Origin of the sequence: Chroococcus sp. FPU101 (genome assembly GCF_017312365.1) — a bacterium.
Classification (GTDB): domain Bacteria; phylum Cyanobacteriota; class Cyanobacteriia; order Cyanobacteriales; family Microcystaceae; genus Chroococcus.
Map to the genome: position 1 here is coordinate 22,304 of NZ_BLJI01000016.1, position 15,885 is coordinate 38,188.

General features: G+C 39.9%; 13 protein-coding genes, 1 tRNA gene and 2 pseudogenes. 12 read left to right on the top strand and 4 right to left on the bottom strand.

What is annotated here, in order from left to right; genetic code table 11:
- The first annotated feature begins 353 nt into the window (after positions 1-353).
- The gene (locus CFPU101_RS14610) at positions 354-1,331 is read left to right on the top strand and encodes a hemolysin family protein (protein WP_206816137.1); all 978 of its coding nucleotides are present in this window, start codon (positions 354-356) and stop codon (positions 1,329-1,331) included.
- Positions 1,332-1,428: 97 nt separating this feature from the next.
- Positions 1,429-1,501: transfer RNA gene (locus tag CFPU101_RS14615), tRNA-Ala, on the top strand.
- A gap of 137 nt (positions 1,502-1,638) precedes the next feature.
- Here CFPU101_RS14615 and yidD read toward each other — a convergent pair.
- Positions 1,639-1,929, bottom strand: coding sequence for a membrane protein insertion efficiency factor YidD (gene yidD, locus CFPU101_RS14620; protein WP_206816081.1), 291 nt, complete (start codon positions 1,927-1,929; stop codon positions 1,639-1,641).
- A 455-nt stretch (positions 1,930-2,384) separates the two neighbouring features.
- On the opposite strand from yidD, the gene CFPU101_RS14625 reads away from it, so the two are divergent.
- The 6 genes from CFPU101_RS14625 to CFPU101_RS14645 all read left to right on the top strand — a co-directional run bounded on the left by CFPU101_RS14625 (position 2,385) and on the right by CFPU101_RS14645 (position 8,166).
- Positions 2,385-2,726 (top strand): cupin domain-containing protein, encoded by a 342-nt coding sequence (locus CFPU101_RS14625; protein WP_206816082.1) that lies wholly within the window; start codon positions 2,385-2,387, stop codon positions 2,724-2,726.
- Between the two features lie 8 nt (positions 2,727-2,734).
- The gene (locus tag CFPU101_RS26015) at positions 2,735-2,857 is read left to right on the top strand and encodes a hypothetical protein (RefSeq protein WP_277988755.1); all 123 of its coding nucleotides are present in this window, start codon (positions 2,735-2,737) and stop codon (positions 2,855-2,857) included.
- A gap of 88 nt (positions 2,858-2,945) precedes the next feature.
- Complete coding sequence (locus CFPU101_RS14630) at positions 2,946-3,500, top strand: 2'-5' RNA ligase family protein (RefSeq protein ID WP_206816083.1); 555 nt, start codon at positions 2,946-2,948, stop codon at positions 3,498-3,500.
- A 721-nt stretch (positions 3,501-4,221) separates the two neighbouring features.
- Complete coding sequence (locus CFPU101_RS14635; protein ID WP_206816084.1) at positions 4,222-4,767, top strand: hypothetical protein; 546 nt, start codon at positions 4,222-4,224, stop codon at positions 4,765-4,767.
- Positions 4,764-5,801 carry a calcium-binding protein gene (locus CFPU101_RS14640; protein WP_206816085.1) on the top strand — a complete coding sequence of 346 codons (1,038 nt, stop codon included), beginning with the start codon at positions 4,764-4,766 and terminating at the stop codon, positions 5,799-5,801. Before CFPU101_RS14635 ends, CFPU101_RS14640 begins: the two co-directional genes overlap by 4 nt.
- A gap of 145 nt (positions 5,802-5,946) precedes the next feature.
- On the top strand, positions 5,947-8,166 hold the full coding sequence (locus CFPU101_RS14645) for a Calx-beta domain-containing protein (RefSeq protein WP_206816086.1): 2,220 nt from the start codon (positions 5,947-5,949) through the stop codon (positions 8,164-8,166).
- 228 nt (positions 8,167-8,394) lie between these two features.
- Here the strand turns inward: CFPU101_RS14645 and CFPU101_RS14650 are convergent, their stop codons facing one another.
- Complete coding sequence (locus CFPU101_RS14650) at positions 8,395-9,363, bottom strand: aldo/keto reductase (RefSeq protein ID WP_206816087.1); 969 nt, start codon at positions 9,361-9,363, stop codon at positions 8,395-8,397.
- 470 nt (positions 9,364-9,833) lie between these two features.
- On the opposite strand from CFPU101_RS14650, the gene CFPU101_RS14655 reads away from it, so the two are divergent.
- The gene (locus tag CFPU101_RS14655; RefSeq protein WP_206816088.1) at positions 9,834-10,316 is read left to right on the top strand and encodes a hypothetical protein; all 483 of its coding nucleotides are present in this window, start codon (positions 9,834-9,836) and stop codon (positions 10,314-10,316) included.
- 48 nt (positions 10,317-10,364) lie between these two features.
- Positions 10,365-10,568, top strand: coding sequence for a hypothetical protein (locus CFPU101_RS14660; RefSeq protein ID WP_206816089.1), 204 nt, complete (start codon positions 10,365-10,367; stop codon positions 10,566-10,568).
- Between the two features lie 549 nt (positions 10,569-11,117).
- Here CFPU101_RS14660 and CFPU101_RS25635 read toward each other — a convergent pair.
- Positions 11,118-11,681, bottom strand: coding sequence for an alpha/beta hydrolase (locus tag CFPU101_RS25635; protein WP_242578001.1), 564 nt, complete (start codon positions 11,679-11,681; stop codon positions 11,118-11,120).
- A 276-nt stretch (positions 11,682-11,957) separates the two neighbouring features.
- Positions 11,958-12,695 (bottom strand): annotated as a pseudogene (locus CFPU101_RS26300) (alpha/beta fold hydrolase); the annotation flags it as partial.
- Between the two features lie 228 nt (positions 12,696-12,923).
- On the opposite strand from CFPU101_RS26300, the gene CFPU101_RS14670 reads away from it, so the two are divergent.
- Complete coding sequence (locus CFPU101_RS14670) at positions 12,924-13,892, top strand: hypothetical protein (protein ID WP_206816091.1); 969 nt, start codon at positions 12,924-12,926, stop codon at positions 13,890-13,892.
- Between the two features lie 289 nt (positions 13,893-14,181).
- Positions 14,182-15,274: pseudogene (locus tag CFPU101_RS14675) on the top strand (IS630 family transposase).
- The last annotated feature ends 611 nt before the right edge of the window (positions 15,275-15,885 follow it).

The window sequence follows — 15,885 nt, forward strand, 5'->3', positions numbered from 1 at the left end:
CCTCCTATTTTCAAAACAACTCTCTTTAGGGAGTAACGTTATTATGTCAGACTTAAATCGTGGCATCATGAAATTTGACGGGGCTGATAGACCCGCTCTTGTTGCAATATCAGCCGTTCTCGTCCTCGGTGGCGTGGCAGCCTTAATTATTTGGGCTTTGCGCGTTGCCTATGTTGTTGGCTAAATATTAATTAAGCACTCCAAAAGCGTAAGAAGGTAAAACGCTAACCTTTTTGCCTTTTTTTTATATTTGTAGCGCGATCGTCATTTTGTTCTCTTTTCCTCAATTGGCTATTACTGAAGCTCGTCCGTTATTAGGGCGTGTCTGGCTAGATCTGGCTTTTTTAGCCTTGATGTTAATGTTATCAGCTTTTTTCTCTGCTTCAGAAACCGCTCTCACTGCTTTTGATAATTTTAAGTTACGCGGATTAATTAAACATCAAGGTGATCCCCAAGGAATTTATCGTCTTGTCCTCGAAAAACGCGCCCGTTTTATTACGACTCTTTTAATTGGCAATAATTTAGTTAATAATTTTTCGGCGATTCTAACTAGCAACCTCTTTGCAATTTGGCTCGGAAATGCAGGTTTAGGGGTTGCTACAGCCGTTGTAACCGTATTAGTCTTGATTTTTGGTGAAATTACGCCTAAATCTCTAGCTATCACGAATCCACGTCCTTTTTTTAGGATAGCTGTTCGTCCCGTTTTTTTGGTTTCTCAGTTTTTAGCCTTTTTTAAAATTATTGCTTTGTTTGAGTTTTTTACTCAGAGCATTATTCAACTGATTCAGGGAAAGATGGCGAGAACCGTACAAACTGGAGAATCATTAGGTGATCTTCAGATTATGATCGAACTTCTTAGAGGTAAAGGAACACTCGATTTATATCGCCATCAATTGCTCAATCGTGCTTTGAGACTCGATGAATTAACAGCAAATGATTTAGTTAAACCACGTACTGAGATGATGACGATATCTAGTCGGTCGAATTTGCAGGAATTAATTGATTTATGTTTAGAAACTGGTTTTTCTCGCATTCCAGTCCAAGGCGATTCTAAAGATCAGATTATTGGTATTGTCAATCTAAAACAGGTGTTACAGGTTTTACAGAATTTTCCCGAAGATGTGCGATCGCAAATTTGTATTACAGAAGCGATGGATCAACCTGTATACGTTCCAGAGACTCAGCGCGTCACTAATTTATTGCGAGAAATGTTACAGAAACGAATACATTTGGCGATCGTTGTTGATGAGTATGGCGGTACGGTGGGTTTAGTAACATTAGAAGATATTTTAGAGGAATTAGTCGGAGAAATTTACGACGAAAGCGATTAAATGAATTGTACCCCGTTCTTTTTTTGCGTTCTCATGGGAATTACTTCGAGCCTCTAAGGTGTGAACAATGTTATGATAGTTACTCGGAACAAGACGCGGGGAATTAGCTCAGTTGGTAGAGTGCTGCGATCGCACCGCAGAGGTCAGGGGTTCGAGTCTCCTATTCTCCATGATTACGAAGATGAAAATCGAAATGCCCCTCCGCAAAACTATTGCTCTCATCGGCTAGAAAAGTCTCGTAGCGAGCGAGCGCTTTTTTCATTCATTCTTAAAATAAATACAATTGTTCTTATTTGGCTTCATCTAGCTAAAGGGGAAAGCAGCAAGGAATAATAATACATCCACCACTAATTTCACTTTTGTCAAGTTTTTGGCTGGCCTTAGTACAATCGTGAAATCGTTTTTTAGTCAGCCCGATCGCGTTCGACAAATCCTGATGCAGCAATAGTTCTTTAGCATAGTTAGAACAAGACTGCCCACCATATAAAAGCCGATGGGGACAAGCAAACCCTTTCTTAGGAGAGATATGTTTTTGATAAGTATCAATCGACCAAAGTGCGGTTCTTTGGGTTAAGACTTCTAAACGACTAACATTCATGGTGCTGGCGTTTGATAAAGAATTGTCCTTTAATCATATCGAGAAAATTTTGATAAAGCTTGTTTCTAAGGCGATAAACGATAAAATCTTTTTGTCATCTGCTCTGTCAACAAGTCATTAAAAAACTAATTTATTTGCTTACATCTTATACAGGCTAAGTGAATTTGGGAGCAAAAGAAACACTACTAAATCTTGAAAATTGTTTTTTTTAGGCAACGTTCCAACCAAAATCATACTCTTTAAGCCTAAATTTTGATGTGATTGAAAGCCCTTAGATAGAGGAAATCAAACTGCCATCTTCTTATGATAGAAGCGAAGATCTCTAAGCTAATCGCTTGATTAATGACTGGAGGCTAGTTGTAACAAGCAAGTGCAAATCTTACCTGATCTATTCTCTGCTCGCTCACGAAAGTGAATTGCATTACTTATGATTGTTGTTTTAAGGAGACATGAAAATGAGCGATACGACTATTATTAAAGTTAGCTCCCAGACTTCTCCAAAAGGAGAGATGGGACAAAAATATCTCGCCGTCGGTAAAAAACTTTCGATGCGACTCTGGGAAGAGGAACAGCCAGGCGAGCCAAAACCCGAACGATCGCGACCTTATGAAACTGTTGGGTACGTCATACAAGGTCGTGCTGAATTGCACCTCGAAGGTCAAATGATCTTGCTTGAGCCTGGTAACTCTTGGGTTGTTCCAGAGGGAGCCAGTCATAGTTATAAAATTCTTGAGCCATTCACCGCAGTTGAAGCGACTTGCCCACCAGCAGAGATACATGGCAGAGATGAAATCTAATATTAAATATGACCCATCCCTCTAGCTTGTTGATCGCCAGCAGATTGTTAGCGGTTATTGTGTTGGTTCTAGCCAATGGCTTTATTGTGGCTGCTGAGTTTGCTATTGTCTCGGAAGTTCACAATATATAAGGGGTGATGTAGCAAAATAGTTGATGAAAATTTTGAAAACTATCTATATTCTAAATAGCAATAACTGTAGAGCCATAGACCCTTCAATATGCAACCAACCCCATCGCCTTTAGTCCTAACGCTTAAGCTTGATGACACATCTTTTAATTACCTTGATCGCTTGCGACAGAAGTATTTTCCGCCTCAAAGAAACTTCCTCAAAGCACATATTACACTTTTTCATGCCCTGCCTAGTTCTCAAGAAGCTAGTATCTACCAGACTTTACAAGAGTTCTGCTCGTCTACGTCTTTGTTGCATCTTCTGTTCCCTCAATTACGCTACTTAGGTAGAGGTGTAGCTGTTGAGGTTCAATGTCCCGAGTTGAAGCAATTGCGTTTACGCTTGGCCCAGACTTGGGAAATGTGGCTGAGTCCGCAGGATCGCCAAGGATACCGACCCCACGTCACCATTCAAAACAAAGTGATGCCTGATGAAGCTCAACAATTATATAACCAACTCGTTAGCGAGTGGAAACCGTTTAATGGATTTGGTGAGGGACTGATGCTCTGGCACTATCAAAACGGGCCGTGGAGTTTGGTGCGCGAGTTTTCCTTTATGCAGAATGAATCCGAGCTTAATATTAGTGCGCCTATCAGAAAATAATCAGCCTCTACACCGTATTTTTTTACTTAAGCATGGAACGGGTTATAAGTGTCACTTTACATCGCCTTCAAGTCGTTGATTTTGAAAACGAGCATTTAAAAATTAGTACCGTTTACATCTGCAGTAGCTAACTATCTTGCTTCTTAAACAATGACAGCGATCGGGATTTTTACTTATCTTAGTCATCTGATTTCAGCTATTTCTACGTTAACTGATTCATACTGATGTACTAAATTTAATCTTTGCTTGTTTTTCATTGCTTATTATAGAAAGCTTAAAACGTCAACCGTATATTTTCAGACATTAAGTTTAAAATTATCCAAAAATCATACATTAATGGATAAATTAAAAAAATTTAATAATAAAGAAACTAAAAATTAAAATAATCTAAAATAAATTGACTATCGTTTAAAACAATGTTATTTTCAAAGCTAAATAAATAGTTTTACAAAGCTTAAGTTTGTGTTTTTACTAACTTTGTTTTGAGCTATTCGCCAGAAATTAAAATCGGTATAAATAGCTTAGATTATAATTATACAAAGGTTTAAGGTTGTTTAAATATATTTTACTTAAGAGCTAAAAATTAATTTTAGACACCAGATTAAAGCTAAAGCCGAAAGAGCATCTATTGTTTAAAGTAGTTTTGTATTTAAAAATAAATAGCTTTTTTGTTCATTAGAGTAGTTTTTTCTCATTTACACTCAATCTAAAATTTTGCGAAATGCCTAATTCATCTCTTTATTTAGCCCTTACAACCGTTCAAGAATTGTTAATCTCTTTTGTTAATAGCGATCATTTTCTGGCACAATTGGCGTTAGCCTTTGGCGATAATTTCGATGTGGCAGTGGCGCAGGATTTAGCGCAAGCTTGGCAAGATTGGGATTTTAACGTTATTCCAGAGATTGAGGTTTTAAGTGCGTTGGAGATGAACGGCGCGAGGGGTGCTTTTGCCGTATCGACGAATAAGATTTATCTTTCCGAGGCATTGTTAAATGATACAAATGCTCTGGTTAGGGTTCTATTGGAGGAAATCGGACATAAATTAGATAGTGTATTGAATGTTCGGGATAGTGCAGGGGATGAAGGGGCGATTTTTGCTGCATTGGTTTTAGAGGAAAGGTTGACAGATGCAGAGTTAAAACAACTTAAGTCTGAGAATGATAGCGGCTTTGTTTCGGTTGATGGTGAGTTGATAGCAGTTGAACAGGCTAACATTATAGGAACAGCAACCTCACCAGTTACACTAATATCGAAAATCTTACCTTGACTGGAAGTTCAAATCTCAATGGTACTGGAAATACATTAAACAATCTTCTGACTGGAAATAGCGGAAATAACAGACTAGAAGGAGGAAACGGAAACGATACACTCAATGGCACTGCAGGAGTTGATACATTAGTCGGTGGTGCTGGAAACGACACTTATATTCTTGATGGACTCACCGATACTTTTACGGAAGCGGCTAACTCTGGAACGGATACACTACAAATTAATTTAACTTACAATCTTAGTAGTGCGCCGAACATCGAAAATCTAACTTTATCTGGGACAAGCAACATTAACGGTACAGGAACAAATGGCAATAATGCACTTACGGGAAATAATAGTACAAATACTCTAACTGGATTAGATGGAAATGATACACTTGATGGTGGTACGGGAATTGATACATTAATCGGTGGTGCTGGAAACGATACTTATATTATCGATAATGCGTCTGATGTGATTACCGAAAATGCTAACTCTGGAACCGACACCGTACAAGCATCTTTCACTTTTACATTAAGTAACGCCAACCTAGAAAATCTAACTCTTACAGGTACAGGAAATATCAACGGTACAGGAAATACAGGAAATAACTTTATTACAGGAAACACAGGTTCTAACCGTTTAGATGGTGGTGCGGGAAATGATACGCTCATCGGCAATACTGGAAATGACACCCTCATTGGTGGTACAGGAAATGATAGCCTCACAGGTAACGCGGGACAAGATTACTTTGTGTTCAACGCACCGACGGAAGGCATCGATCGAATTAGTGATTTTAACTTGACAAATGACACAATTTATGTGTTGGCAACAGGTTTTGGCTCAGGTTTAACCGCGAATACATCTTTAACTGCTAACCAGTTTATTATCGGTTCTGGAGCGACCACTGCCGAACAACGATTTATCTATAATTCCAGTACAGGTGCATTGCTCTTTGATGCCGATGGTAATGCTGCGGGTGCAAGTATTCAAATTGCCACACTTAGTACTGGTTTACCGATGACAAATCAAGATATTTTTATCACGGTTTAGTGTGGGAAAATGGCGTGCGCTTCCGCGTGAAAAACGGCATCGCTAATAGGAAGTGATTAAAGTATAATTGTTTGAGTTCAAGACCTAATTTGATTATTGAAATATGCCATTTTTAGAGTTTTATTAACCTTAAGGAGTCACCCTAATGTCTAGTAACTTAGTTTTTAACACGACAATTAATGATCCATCTAATACGTTTACTGCATATTATACAGCGATCCAATCTCACGTAGAAGCGGCGGGATCATATTGGGGCAACTATCTTCAAGGGAATGCTAGTTTAGAAGTTATTGTTAATTTCACTAATAGTATTCCGAGAGCGACTGGAGGAAGTGTTACCTCGTCGTTTGTCAGGAATAACGGAACTTTTAACGTCTTTGAGCAAGGAGCAGCCGCAGAAATTAGAACAGGAAACGATCCTAATGGTATTGACCCTGACATTGAGATCAATTTTAATCCTGATTATATAATTAATGAACTTTGGTTTGATAACAATCCATTTACTAGAATTTCTTCGCTCCCTAGTGATAAAACAGATGCTGTTTCTATCTTTATACATGAGTTAGGTCATGCTTTAGCCTTTAGCGGATGGAGAGATGTTTTCAATGGAACATTTCCAGGTGATTATCAATCATCCTTCGACGAAAAAACAATTTTTGACGGTAGCAATTTCTTTTTTGTCGGAAGTCAGGCAACCAGTATTTATGGCTCTCCCGTACCCTTAACCTATGGCAATATTTTTCATGTGGGCAACAATTTACCCCGACCTGGATCTGATCTAATTCCCGATCTAATGAACGGTGTAGTATATTATCGTGGGAATCGCTACAGTATTTCTCCGCTTGATGTCGCTATTCTAGCAGACTCAGGTTTACCCGTTGTTTCAACTCAACCAGTAATCAGTCTAACCATTAGTCCTAGTAGTGTCTTAGAAAATGGGAATTCAAATCTAATTTATACTTTTACTCGTACTGGTTCCCTCACCAATCCTTTAACAGTTAACTTTGGGATAACAGGAACCGCCACAGTGAGTATAGACTATAGCCAAACGGGTGCAACCAGTTTTAACGCAACCACAGGAAGTATTACTTTTGCTGCTAATTCTGCGACAAAAACTCTAACGATCGATCCTACAGGAGATACCGTTATTGAAACCAATGAAATTATATCTTTAACTCTTGCCAGTAACAGCAACTACACCATAGGAACAACCACAGCCGTCACAGGTACGATCACTAACGATGATTTTCCCACTCTTTCGATAAACGATGTTACCCTCACCGAAGGCAATAGCGGTACCAAAAACGCCACTTTTACCGTTATTCGCACTGGTACAGCTATCCAACCCATTACCGTCAGCTATGGTACGGCTAATGGTACAGCTATCTCTGGCAGTGATTATACCAATACTTCGGGAACTCTCACTTTTGCGATTAATGAAACGACGAAAACGATTAATGTTCCGATTATTGGAGATACCACAGTTGAATCCAATGAAACTTTCTTTGTTAATCTAATTAACCCAACTAATGCGACTCTTGCCGATGCTCAAGGTTTGGGGACTATTACTAATGATGATACCGCGACTCAGAATAATGTCACTCTCGCTCTTGACTACAGTGGCATTAGTGAAAATAGCTCTACTAACTTTATTTATACTTTCATCCGTACTGGAAGTCTCACTAATTCTCTAGTCGTTAATTTTAACGTAGCAGGAGGTGCCACACTCAGTACAGACTATGTACAAACAGGTGCGACAAGTTTTACTTCTACTACTGGAAGAGTGACGTTTGCTGCGGGTGCCTCTAACGCTAATGTTGTGATTAACCCGACGGGAGATACTACACTCGAACTCAATGAAACCGTATCTTTAAAATTGACAACAGGTACAGGTTATGCAGTAGGGACTTCATCGGCTGTCAGTGCAACTATTATTAATGATGATGGTACTCGTCGTCAGGTAGGAACCAGTGCCAGGGATGTCATCTTGGGAACTAATAAAACTGATGTGATTATTGGTGGTTTGGGCAATGACATTCTAACAGGTGGTATTAATGGCGATTTATTTACCTTTCAAAACACTAACGAAGGAATTGATCGCATTACTGATTTTACAGCAGGTGATGATTTGATTGTTGTTAAAGGCTCTACTTTTAGCGGTGGTTTGATTTCAGGAGATAATATTACACCTAATCAATTGCTCATCGGTACCTCCGCTACGACTGCTACCCACCGTTTTATCTATAATGCAGCGACTGGTGCGTTATCCTTTGATCGAGATGGAACTGGAGCAACAGCAGCGATACAGTTTGCTACTCTCAATACTGGTTTAGCTTTGAAGTTTGAAGATATTTTCGTCAGTTAATTAAACTTAATCTGTACTTTAATTGGTTGAACGGCGTGCGCTTGCACGTGAAAAGCGGCATCGCCTTTTTGTTTAAATGATCGCCTGAGTTCGTGAAGTATCTTCATTGATTCGGCTTTGTTTAATCGTTTTAAGCAGTAACAGTAATGAGCGAGGAATGATCTTGCAAGCGTGCATGAGTAGTATTTCTACTAACTCCTGTCGCAAATCGTTAATAACATTACCATCTTATGTCCACTGACGAAAGAAAGAATTTTCTTCCCAAGCATGAGCAGTTAATTGTTCAATAACCTTTAATTCTGAAGCAGGTAACGGTCTAAACGCTTGAGCCACTCGAACATTAGCCTCTAATTGCTCTGGGTTTTCTGCGGCAATAATACAACAATCCACGCCTTTTAAAGACATCACATAACCAAACGCTTGATCCATTCCAGTAAGAACTCCAGATTGGAATAATTTGCCATAAGCAGGAACTTTCATGGCAATTACGCCAATTTTTTTAGCTTGAGTGACAGATAAAACGCTTGTACTAAAAGGTCGGGGATGGTGAATATCAGCAGCATTGAGCGAAATCAGAGTCGTATCAAAAGGATAACGATTTAAGCCCTCGATGATTATATCTGGTTCATGGTGTCCTGTAATGCCTGTAAAACGGATGATTTTTTGTTCTTTCGCCTCTTCTACTGCTTTAATCGCACCATTCGAGCTAAAAATTTGTGTTAAATCTTCTGTAAACGACACATGATGTAATTGCCACAAATCGAGATAATCTGTATTAAGACGTTTGAGCGATCGTTCTAACTCTCTCCAAGCTCCATCTCGATCTCTAAAACCCGTTTTACTGGCTAAAAAAATCTCTTTTCGATAGGGGGGTAAAACTTTTCCTAAATAGTCTTCAGATGGGCCATAACTAGCCGCCGTATCATAATAACGAATTCCTAAACTTAAGGCCTTTTCGATAATCTCAACTGCGGCGGTTTCCTGTCCTTGCCACGATAAGGGGGTTTTTCCAGCACCACCTAATCCCAGCAGAGGAACTTTAATTCCAGTATTTCCTAATTCTCGTTCTGGCAGGATACCTATCGGTAATGATAGACGTGCTGAGGTTTGCTGAGATAGTCCTGCACATCCGACAATCGTACCCGCACTCGCTAGACTGGTTAGAAGAAAATTCCGTCGTGTGAGTTTGCTATCCATCAGATGAAAGCTATTGTTGTACATTGTAAAATTGTTGTCCACTTTGTAAAAATAGTGTAACAGTTCTGACGGGGTGACAACCAAGCTAAAAAGTAGGGTAGGAGGGACTTAAGGCAATTCGTGGTAAAAAAAGATCGGTCTTAAAAATGTTAGCAAACCGATTCAAACAAAATGTTACCTGAATTGTATCGCACTTCATTGTCAAATCAATTAAGTCAAGCTCAATTACTAACTCTAGAAATTTTGGTCTGGTTGCTTCAAGTTCACAAACAAATAACAATAGAGAAATTAGCCGCTTATTTTCCCTTGCCGATTAAATATAAAAGTCTAGGAATACTCCTAAAAATAAGGAAGATTTTAAAAGGTGAGTCTGTTAGATCAATAATTAATCTATGAAGATGAAAGTTCCCTTATTTTTGAGTTCGTTCTACGTCCGCCACCATATTCAAAGACTTCTGAAATTATCAGCTATGTCAGTAACATTAATTTGGTTGCCCTTAATTGAAGCCATTATAAAACTCAAGTTTACGAAAGGAGAAAGATTATATTTAGCTATTGATAGAACGCAGTGGTCAGACAAAAACTTATTTATGATAGCAGTGATAATCGAGAAAAGAGCCGTGCCAATTTACTGGCAATTTTTAGAGAAGAAAGGAGCCAGTAATTTAGTCGAACAACAAGCTCTAATCCGTCCTGTTTTAAAGCTCTTAAAAAGTTATGAACTGGTCGTGTTAGGAGATCGTGAATTTTATAGCGTAGAACGGGCGAAGTGTTTGAAATCAAACAAAGTATACTTGGTCTTACGTCAAAAAAAAGACACTTGTATCCAAGAAAAAGGTAAAAATTATCAACGATTAGATAGTTTAGATATTACCCCTGGAGTAAAAAGATTTTTAACAGGTCTTAAAGCGAGAAAAGAAAAAGGATTTAGTAAAGGAGCAATCGGCATCTAGAGCGAAAAGAAAGTATCGCGGTAATCTTGATGAAGAACAACTTGGTATTTGCTGACCAATCTCCCTAACTTCTTAGAAGCCATTACCGCCTACAAAAAACGAGCCGGGATTGAAGCAATGTTTAAAGATTGTAAAAGCGGTGGCTATAATTTAGAAGCTTCAAAGGCTTCAAATGAGAGAGCGACTCGATTAGTCTTATTAATCGCTATAGCTGATACATTTTCAACTTTAAAAGGACAATCCATTAGATAGCGGGGACAAGAAGAATATGTCGGTCGAAAAAGAAAAGTCAAGAATATTCTGACAAAAAATAGTCATTTTTGGCTTGGATTATATGGGGATGTGTGGATGATTGCTCAAACATTTGTCAAGGATTGGGTGGAGCAATTAATAGGACTTAATCTTAATAAACTGCCATTTTATCAAAGGGGTTACAGAGCTATAAACCTGAGCCAACAAGCTTTTTAGCTTGCTTGTCACCCCGCCAATGTTTATGGTCATTTGACTTTGCGAGCGCGCTGTTCAGCTATCCTGCTTCAATGCCATCAACGCTAGAAGTAAAACGTAGATGAGGAGTAATAAACGGTGCCTTTCTCTCGGCTTTGTGAATGCTTAACTCAAGAGCTAATCCACTTTGCAGGTCGCCTTAGTTAGTTGTTTGAATCATCCCGTTTCTCCTTTAAATTTCAGCAGAATTACTGTAATCAGAGAGTAATTTGTCAATAATTTCTTTTTTATAGCATTCATCATCTTCGCTACACTACCAAATCGCTTCAAACGATAATGGTAAAAAACTGCATCTCAATTGTCTGAGCTTAAAGAGAACGGCTGATAATTCTGTTTGCAAATGGTTCCCTCTGGTGGCAACTCGCCTTTGATGAAGTAATTGGTAATGTACTCACTGGCGCACTGACTAGGATTTAGGAAGACGGTGTGTCCGTAGCCATCAACGGTTAGCAAACGAGCGCGAGCAAGCGCACGAGACATAGCAACTGACCCTTCATAAGGTGTAGACGGATCGTAGGTATTCCCAATCACCAAGATGGGATTAGCAGTAGGATGATCCCAGGGCCCGATGTAGCGATCTGCGGATCTGGTTGGCCAGGTGGCGCAAGCTTGGTCACCCCAAGAGGCGTTAGGGCCGACAGCCCCCGCCCGCTTAAAAGCAATAACAGCTAGTTGACGGTAAACCTCTGGGTTACGCGGGTTGAGAGTGTCGGCACAGGCTACTGAAAACCACCCAACGTCAGGTGTTATGACAGGAATGGTCGAAGGATCGCTTGAGGTTGCTGGTAGAGCCTCCCACACTTTTTGTAGCAGAGCGGCCGCTCCATGCCATCCCTTGAACCCACCAAATTCCTGCACAACAAAAAGATCGCCGCTTAAGCCATAAATCAGCACAGCGTAGGTGATTGTCTTCCCGTTGATGACTACGGGTTGCTTGCGTAACTTCTCTAACAAGGCGGTGAACTTAGCCTGGGTTGCTGCTGCACTGCCCGCAGAGAACGCACAGCGATCGCTCTTTGTCTGACCACAAAGCTCCAACAATCTTTTCAACGTTCTCGCACTACCCAAATCTGAGCCGATCCGTAATGAGATGCTGAGACGGGCATCATCTTTACCACCATTGTTCCAAGCCTTCTCTGGGTCAATGTTACCGTCTAGAACCATCGCTCTCACTTTGTCGGGAAACAAATTCGCATAGACTGCCCCCAAAATAGTGCCATAGGACAACCCAATATAGTCCAACATTGGCTCACCGACAGCGCGACGCAACAGATCCATATCCTTTGCCACATCTGTCGTAGAGATATGGGCGAGTAGGTTGCCACTACGCTGTTTACACAACTGACCCAAGCGAGTATAACCCTGAATCCAGTTTTCTGTCTCAGCCTCACCAACGGGAAATCCCTGTGGCAGTTGAGCAAAAAAGCGATTCTCTTCCTCCTCATTGGCAAAGCACTGCACGGCTGTACTATCGCCAATACCACGGGGGTCAAAGCTGATGAGATCAAAACGTTTTACCAACTCGCTTGGGAACTTGCCCAACCAAGCGGGAAGCTCCTCTGTACCTGGGCCTCCAGGCCCACCTGGATTTAAAAAGAGGGAGCCAATTCGACGCCTCTGATCTGTGGCGGAATGTTTAATGACCGCAAGCTCAATGGATTCGCCACTCGGATTTTTATAGTCAAGCGGAACTTGAGCCGTAGCACATAGAAACCCCTTCTGAGTAGGTTCAGTGCAGGGCTGCCAGTTTAGCTTCGGTACTTGAGGAGTGGGTGCTGTTGCAGGAGCAGCATTGTTGGTAGATGCGACGGCTAAGGGGAGAATCAAAAAGCAAGTAGCCAGTACAACTTTTAGGCATTGGGGGAGAATCATCTTATTAAGCAACAAAGCTAGGAATCGAGAGAACCAAGTTAGGGTTGATACCGACAAACTAGGGATTAGTAAACCATATTTTTTGTGCTGTTATCAAAAACATTCGTTAAGAAAAATTAAAAATATAAAATATTTAACTTAACATTATCCATGTGGAACTGGTGCTGACAAAATCAAAGCGTTAATCTATAATCCAATTCCATTGCTACTCAAAACCATTAAACTAATATGTTTTTGATACATACCTCCGTCGCACAAGCACCATTATTGGCCGCGGCAGTAGTGGGAGCCTGTCGAGGAGAAGGTTGGGATGTCCCCTTACAACCCAGATTCCTCTCTGTGTTATTTGAGAAATTACTTGGTTTTGTAGCTGATTTTAAGACTCTTGAATCGACAACTCCGCAGGTTATACGTGATGCTCTTCCATTCTTAGAGCAACGCCGTGAACTGATAGAACTGATGGTAACAGTAGAAATCCTTTGTGATCCGATTCCGTCCTGGTTATCAACCTCGGTAGAACAATGGGCTAACGCGTTAGAAGTGGAAGACAGTAGCCTGTTACTCGCAAGAGATCTAGCGCAAAATGCAACGGCAACAGCAATGGCTGATTTTTATCGCCTCAACTGGATTGGTACGCTGGATCTAAAACAGTCTGATTTTCAAAACAAGCTTGCCCGAGATGGAATGAAGGCATGGGCCTTAACGGTCGAGGCTGATCTAGAAGAAGCCCGACGCTGGAATAAGTTAGAGAACTGCCCAGCAGGTAGTCTTGGGCGAGCTTTATGGGATTTTTATCAGAAGCGAGGGTTTGCTGTTCCTGGAAACCCTGGAGCAGCTAATAATGCTCTAGCCCACCATGATTGGATTCATGTCTTAGCTGACTACGACACTACGCCGCTCGGAGAAATGGAAGTAACAGCTTTTATGGCAAGCTCGAGTCGTTTGCCAGGAGCGACATTAGGATTTATTGGAACGGTCAGCATTTATGAAAGTGGCTTACTACCCAGTCTTGTAGTTCCACCAGGGTATAACCATTCATTGTCGGTGCCACTGGCTCCAGAGCGAATTGCTGATGCGATTCGACGGGGTAAAGCTTGTAATCAAGATCCTCTAATAACTGACTACTTTGCGATCGCATTTTGCCCTCTTGATGAACTCCGTCGCTCTTGGGGCATCCCTGAGAAGAAATACCTCTAGACAAAAACGGCTCTATCAAAAAAATTACTCTATTGACCCTGCCGCCAGATGGGGAGACAAGTATTCTATAAACTCTGCCCAATCAGGTTTACAGCCTTTAGACCCTAAAAAAGCTCGTCTAGCCATTTCATTAAAAAACAGAAAAACTTAACAAGAGAATTAGCTTTGATGATTAGTGATCGTTTATTGAGGCTCAAACAGCCGAGGTACAAGTTTTGCTCTTTTTAAAAGCTAATACCATTTTTCTAAAAGTGTGAGAGACTTAGATAAAGAAAGAAAAGGTAAAAATATGAGTGGAGTTCCTCAGATAAAAATTAAGGAATCTGTCGAAGAGTTAAAAGAGTTAATGAAAAAGCAGAAAACTGGAATTGGATTTGCCAAAGTCCAGACCCTGTATTTATTTAAGATTAAAGCAGTAGAGACAGTCAGACATTTAGCCGTGTTAGTGGGACGAGGAGAAAGCACGATTCACCGATGGTTAAAAGTTTATAGAGAAAGAGGAATAAAATCTTTATTGAAAGAAGAAGAGGCAGAAGAAACATCATCAGGACAGTCAGGAAGAACTGAAATAATTAATGTAGAAACGGCAGCCGCTATTCAGCAAGAATTGAAGGAGGAAGAAGGATTTTCTTCCGATCGAGAAGTACAGCAGTGGTTAGAGATAGTAAAAGGAATTAAAATTCATTATATAAGTGTTTGGAGAATCTGTCGTTATGAATTTCAAGCAAAGTTAAAGATACCTCGCCCTCAGAGTAACAAACAAGCCCAAGGAGAGCTAAATAAATTTAAACTAGAATTCTCAGATAAACTGATGGAACTGGTATTAAGAATTAAAAGTAAAATGGGAAAAACTCAAAATATTCGTTACTGGTGTGGTGATGAAACACGACTAGGGCTTCAAACAATCGGCGGAAAAAAGTTAACTTTAAAAGGAGTTAAGCCTTGTGGCGAGAAGCAATGGAAATTTGATTATTACTATCTTTATGGTTTAGTTGAACCAAAAACAGGAGAGACTTTTTAGGATGAATTCTCTCATTTAAATACTCAATGCTTTGCCTTATTTTTAGAGCTTTTCAGCCGGAACTATTCCGAGGAAATCCAGATTTTACAACTGGATAATGCTTCCCGTCATACCACTAAGAATTTAGTCGTGCCAGACAACATTATTCTTCTTTTTCAGCCGCCTTATACTCCCGAAGTCTAATCCAATCGAAAGATTATGGGAACATCTCAAAAGCTTCTTAAAATGGAGAAACTTTAAAAATCTTGATAAGCTAAGAGATGCAGTCAGCCAAATTTTGACAAAATTTAATAAAGATATTATTCAATCCTTGACAGGATGGGACTTCATTCTTAATGCCTTATCTCTCTCAGGTATTTAGAAAATTGGTATAAGTCCGTGATAAGGATTGAACTCATGACCTCACCTTGACCAAAGGTCTAGCACTTTAGACAATCCCAATCTTGGTGATTTAGGAATTCAATATTTTGGTTTTTCCTCAAACTCTCAGGTTACTATTTTTGGAAAATTAGAGGCTGTTAATCGTATTAGCTATTAGATTGATGATAACGGGCATCAAATCTACTGTATATTGATCAAGACGAGAGATAATGCCATTTTTGAACTAAAAACCGAGCATCAAACCTAGACATGGATTTTAAGAGGTGTTTGATTTTTGATGATGTAGTTGGGAATGGTGTTAAGCTTGGAGCCAATTAGTGTCATCTTAGATGTTGTCTCTTTCGTCGGAAATATCTTCGAGGTTTTTTTAGTACTTATGAACTACTCATTACTTTTGTTCTATCTGCGCTCACCATTTTGATCTCAATGCTGCTACAAAATGTTATGGCGTTATTAATTGCGATCGCAGTTGCCGTCATAGCCATCATCGTTCTCCGAATCTTAGCTAAACAATCGACGTAGACTTCAACCTTAGCTAAAATGTTTGATTAGATAAGTCACTTCACAGGAGAACATCAATTATTTGATATA

Bases quoted from the DNA above. Each gene is read 5' to 3' on its own strand.
- CFPU101_RS14645 (WP_206816086.1), top strand. From the start codon at position 5,947: ATGTCTAGTAACTTAGTTTTTAACACGACAATTAATGATCCATCTAAT.
- CFPU101_RS26015 (WP_277988755.1), top strand. From the start codon at position 2,735: ATGACCCATCCCTCTAGCTTGTTGATCGCCAGCAGATTGTTAGCGGTT.
- CFPU101_RS14610 (WP_206816137.1), top strand. From the start codon at position 354: ATGTTAATGTTATCAGCTTTTTTCTCTGCTTCAGAAACCGCTCTCACT.
- CFPU101_RS14655 (WP_206816088.1), top strand. From the start codon at position 9,834: ATGTCAGTAACATTAATTTGGTTGCCCTTAATTGAAGCCATTATAAAA.
- CFPU101_RS14670 (WP_206816091.1), top strand. From the start codon at position 12,924: ATGTTTTTGATACATACCTCCGTCGCACAAGCACCATTATTGGCCGCG.
- CFPU101_RS14635 (WP_206816084.1), top strand. From the start codon at position 4,222: ATGCCTAATTCATCTCTTTATTTAGCCCTTACAACCGTTCAAGAATTG.
- CFPU101_RS14650 (WP_206816087.1), bottom strand. From the start codon at position 9,363: ATGGATAGCAAACTCACACGACGGAATTTTCTTCTAACCAGTCTAGCG.
- CFPU101_RS14625 (WP_206816082.1), top strand. From the start codon at position 2,385: ATGAGCGATACGACTATTATTAAAGTTAGCTCCCAGACTTCTCCAAAA.
- yidD (WP_206816081.1), bottom strand. From the start codon at position 1,929: ATGAATGTTAGTCGTTTAGAAGTCTTAACCCAAAGAACCGCACTTTGG.
- CFPU101_RS14630 (WP_206816083.1), top strand. From the start codon at position 2,946: ATGCAACCAACCCCATCGCCTTTAGTCCTAACGCTTAAGCTTGATGAC.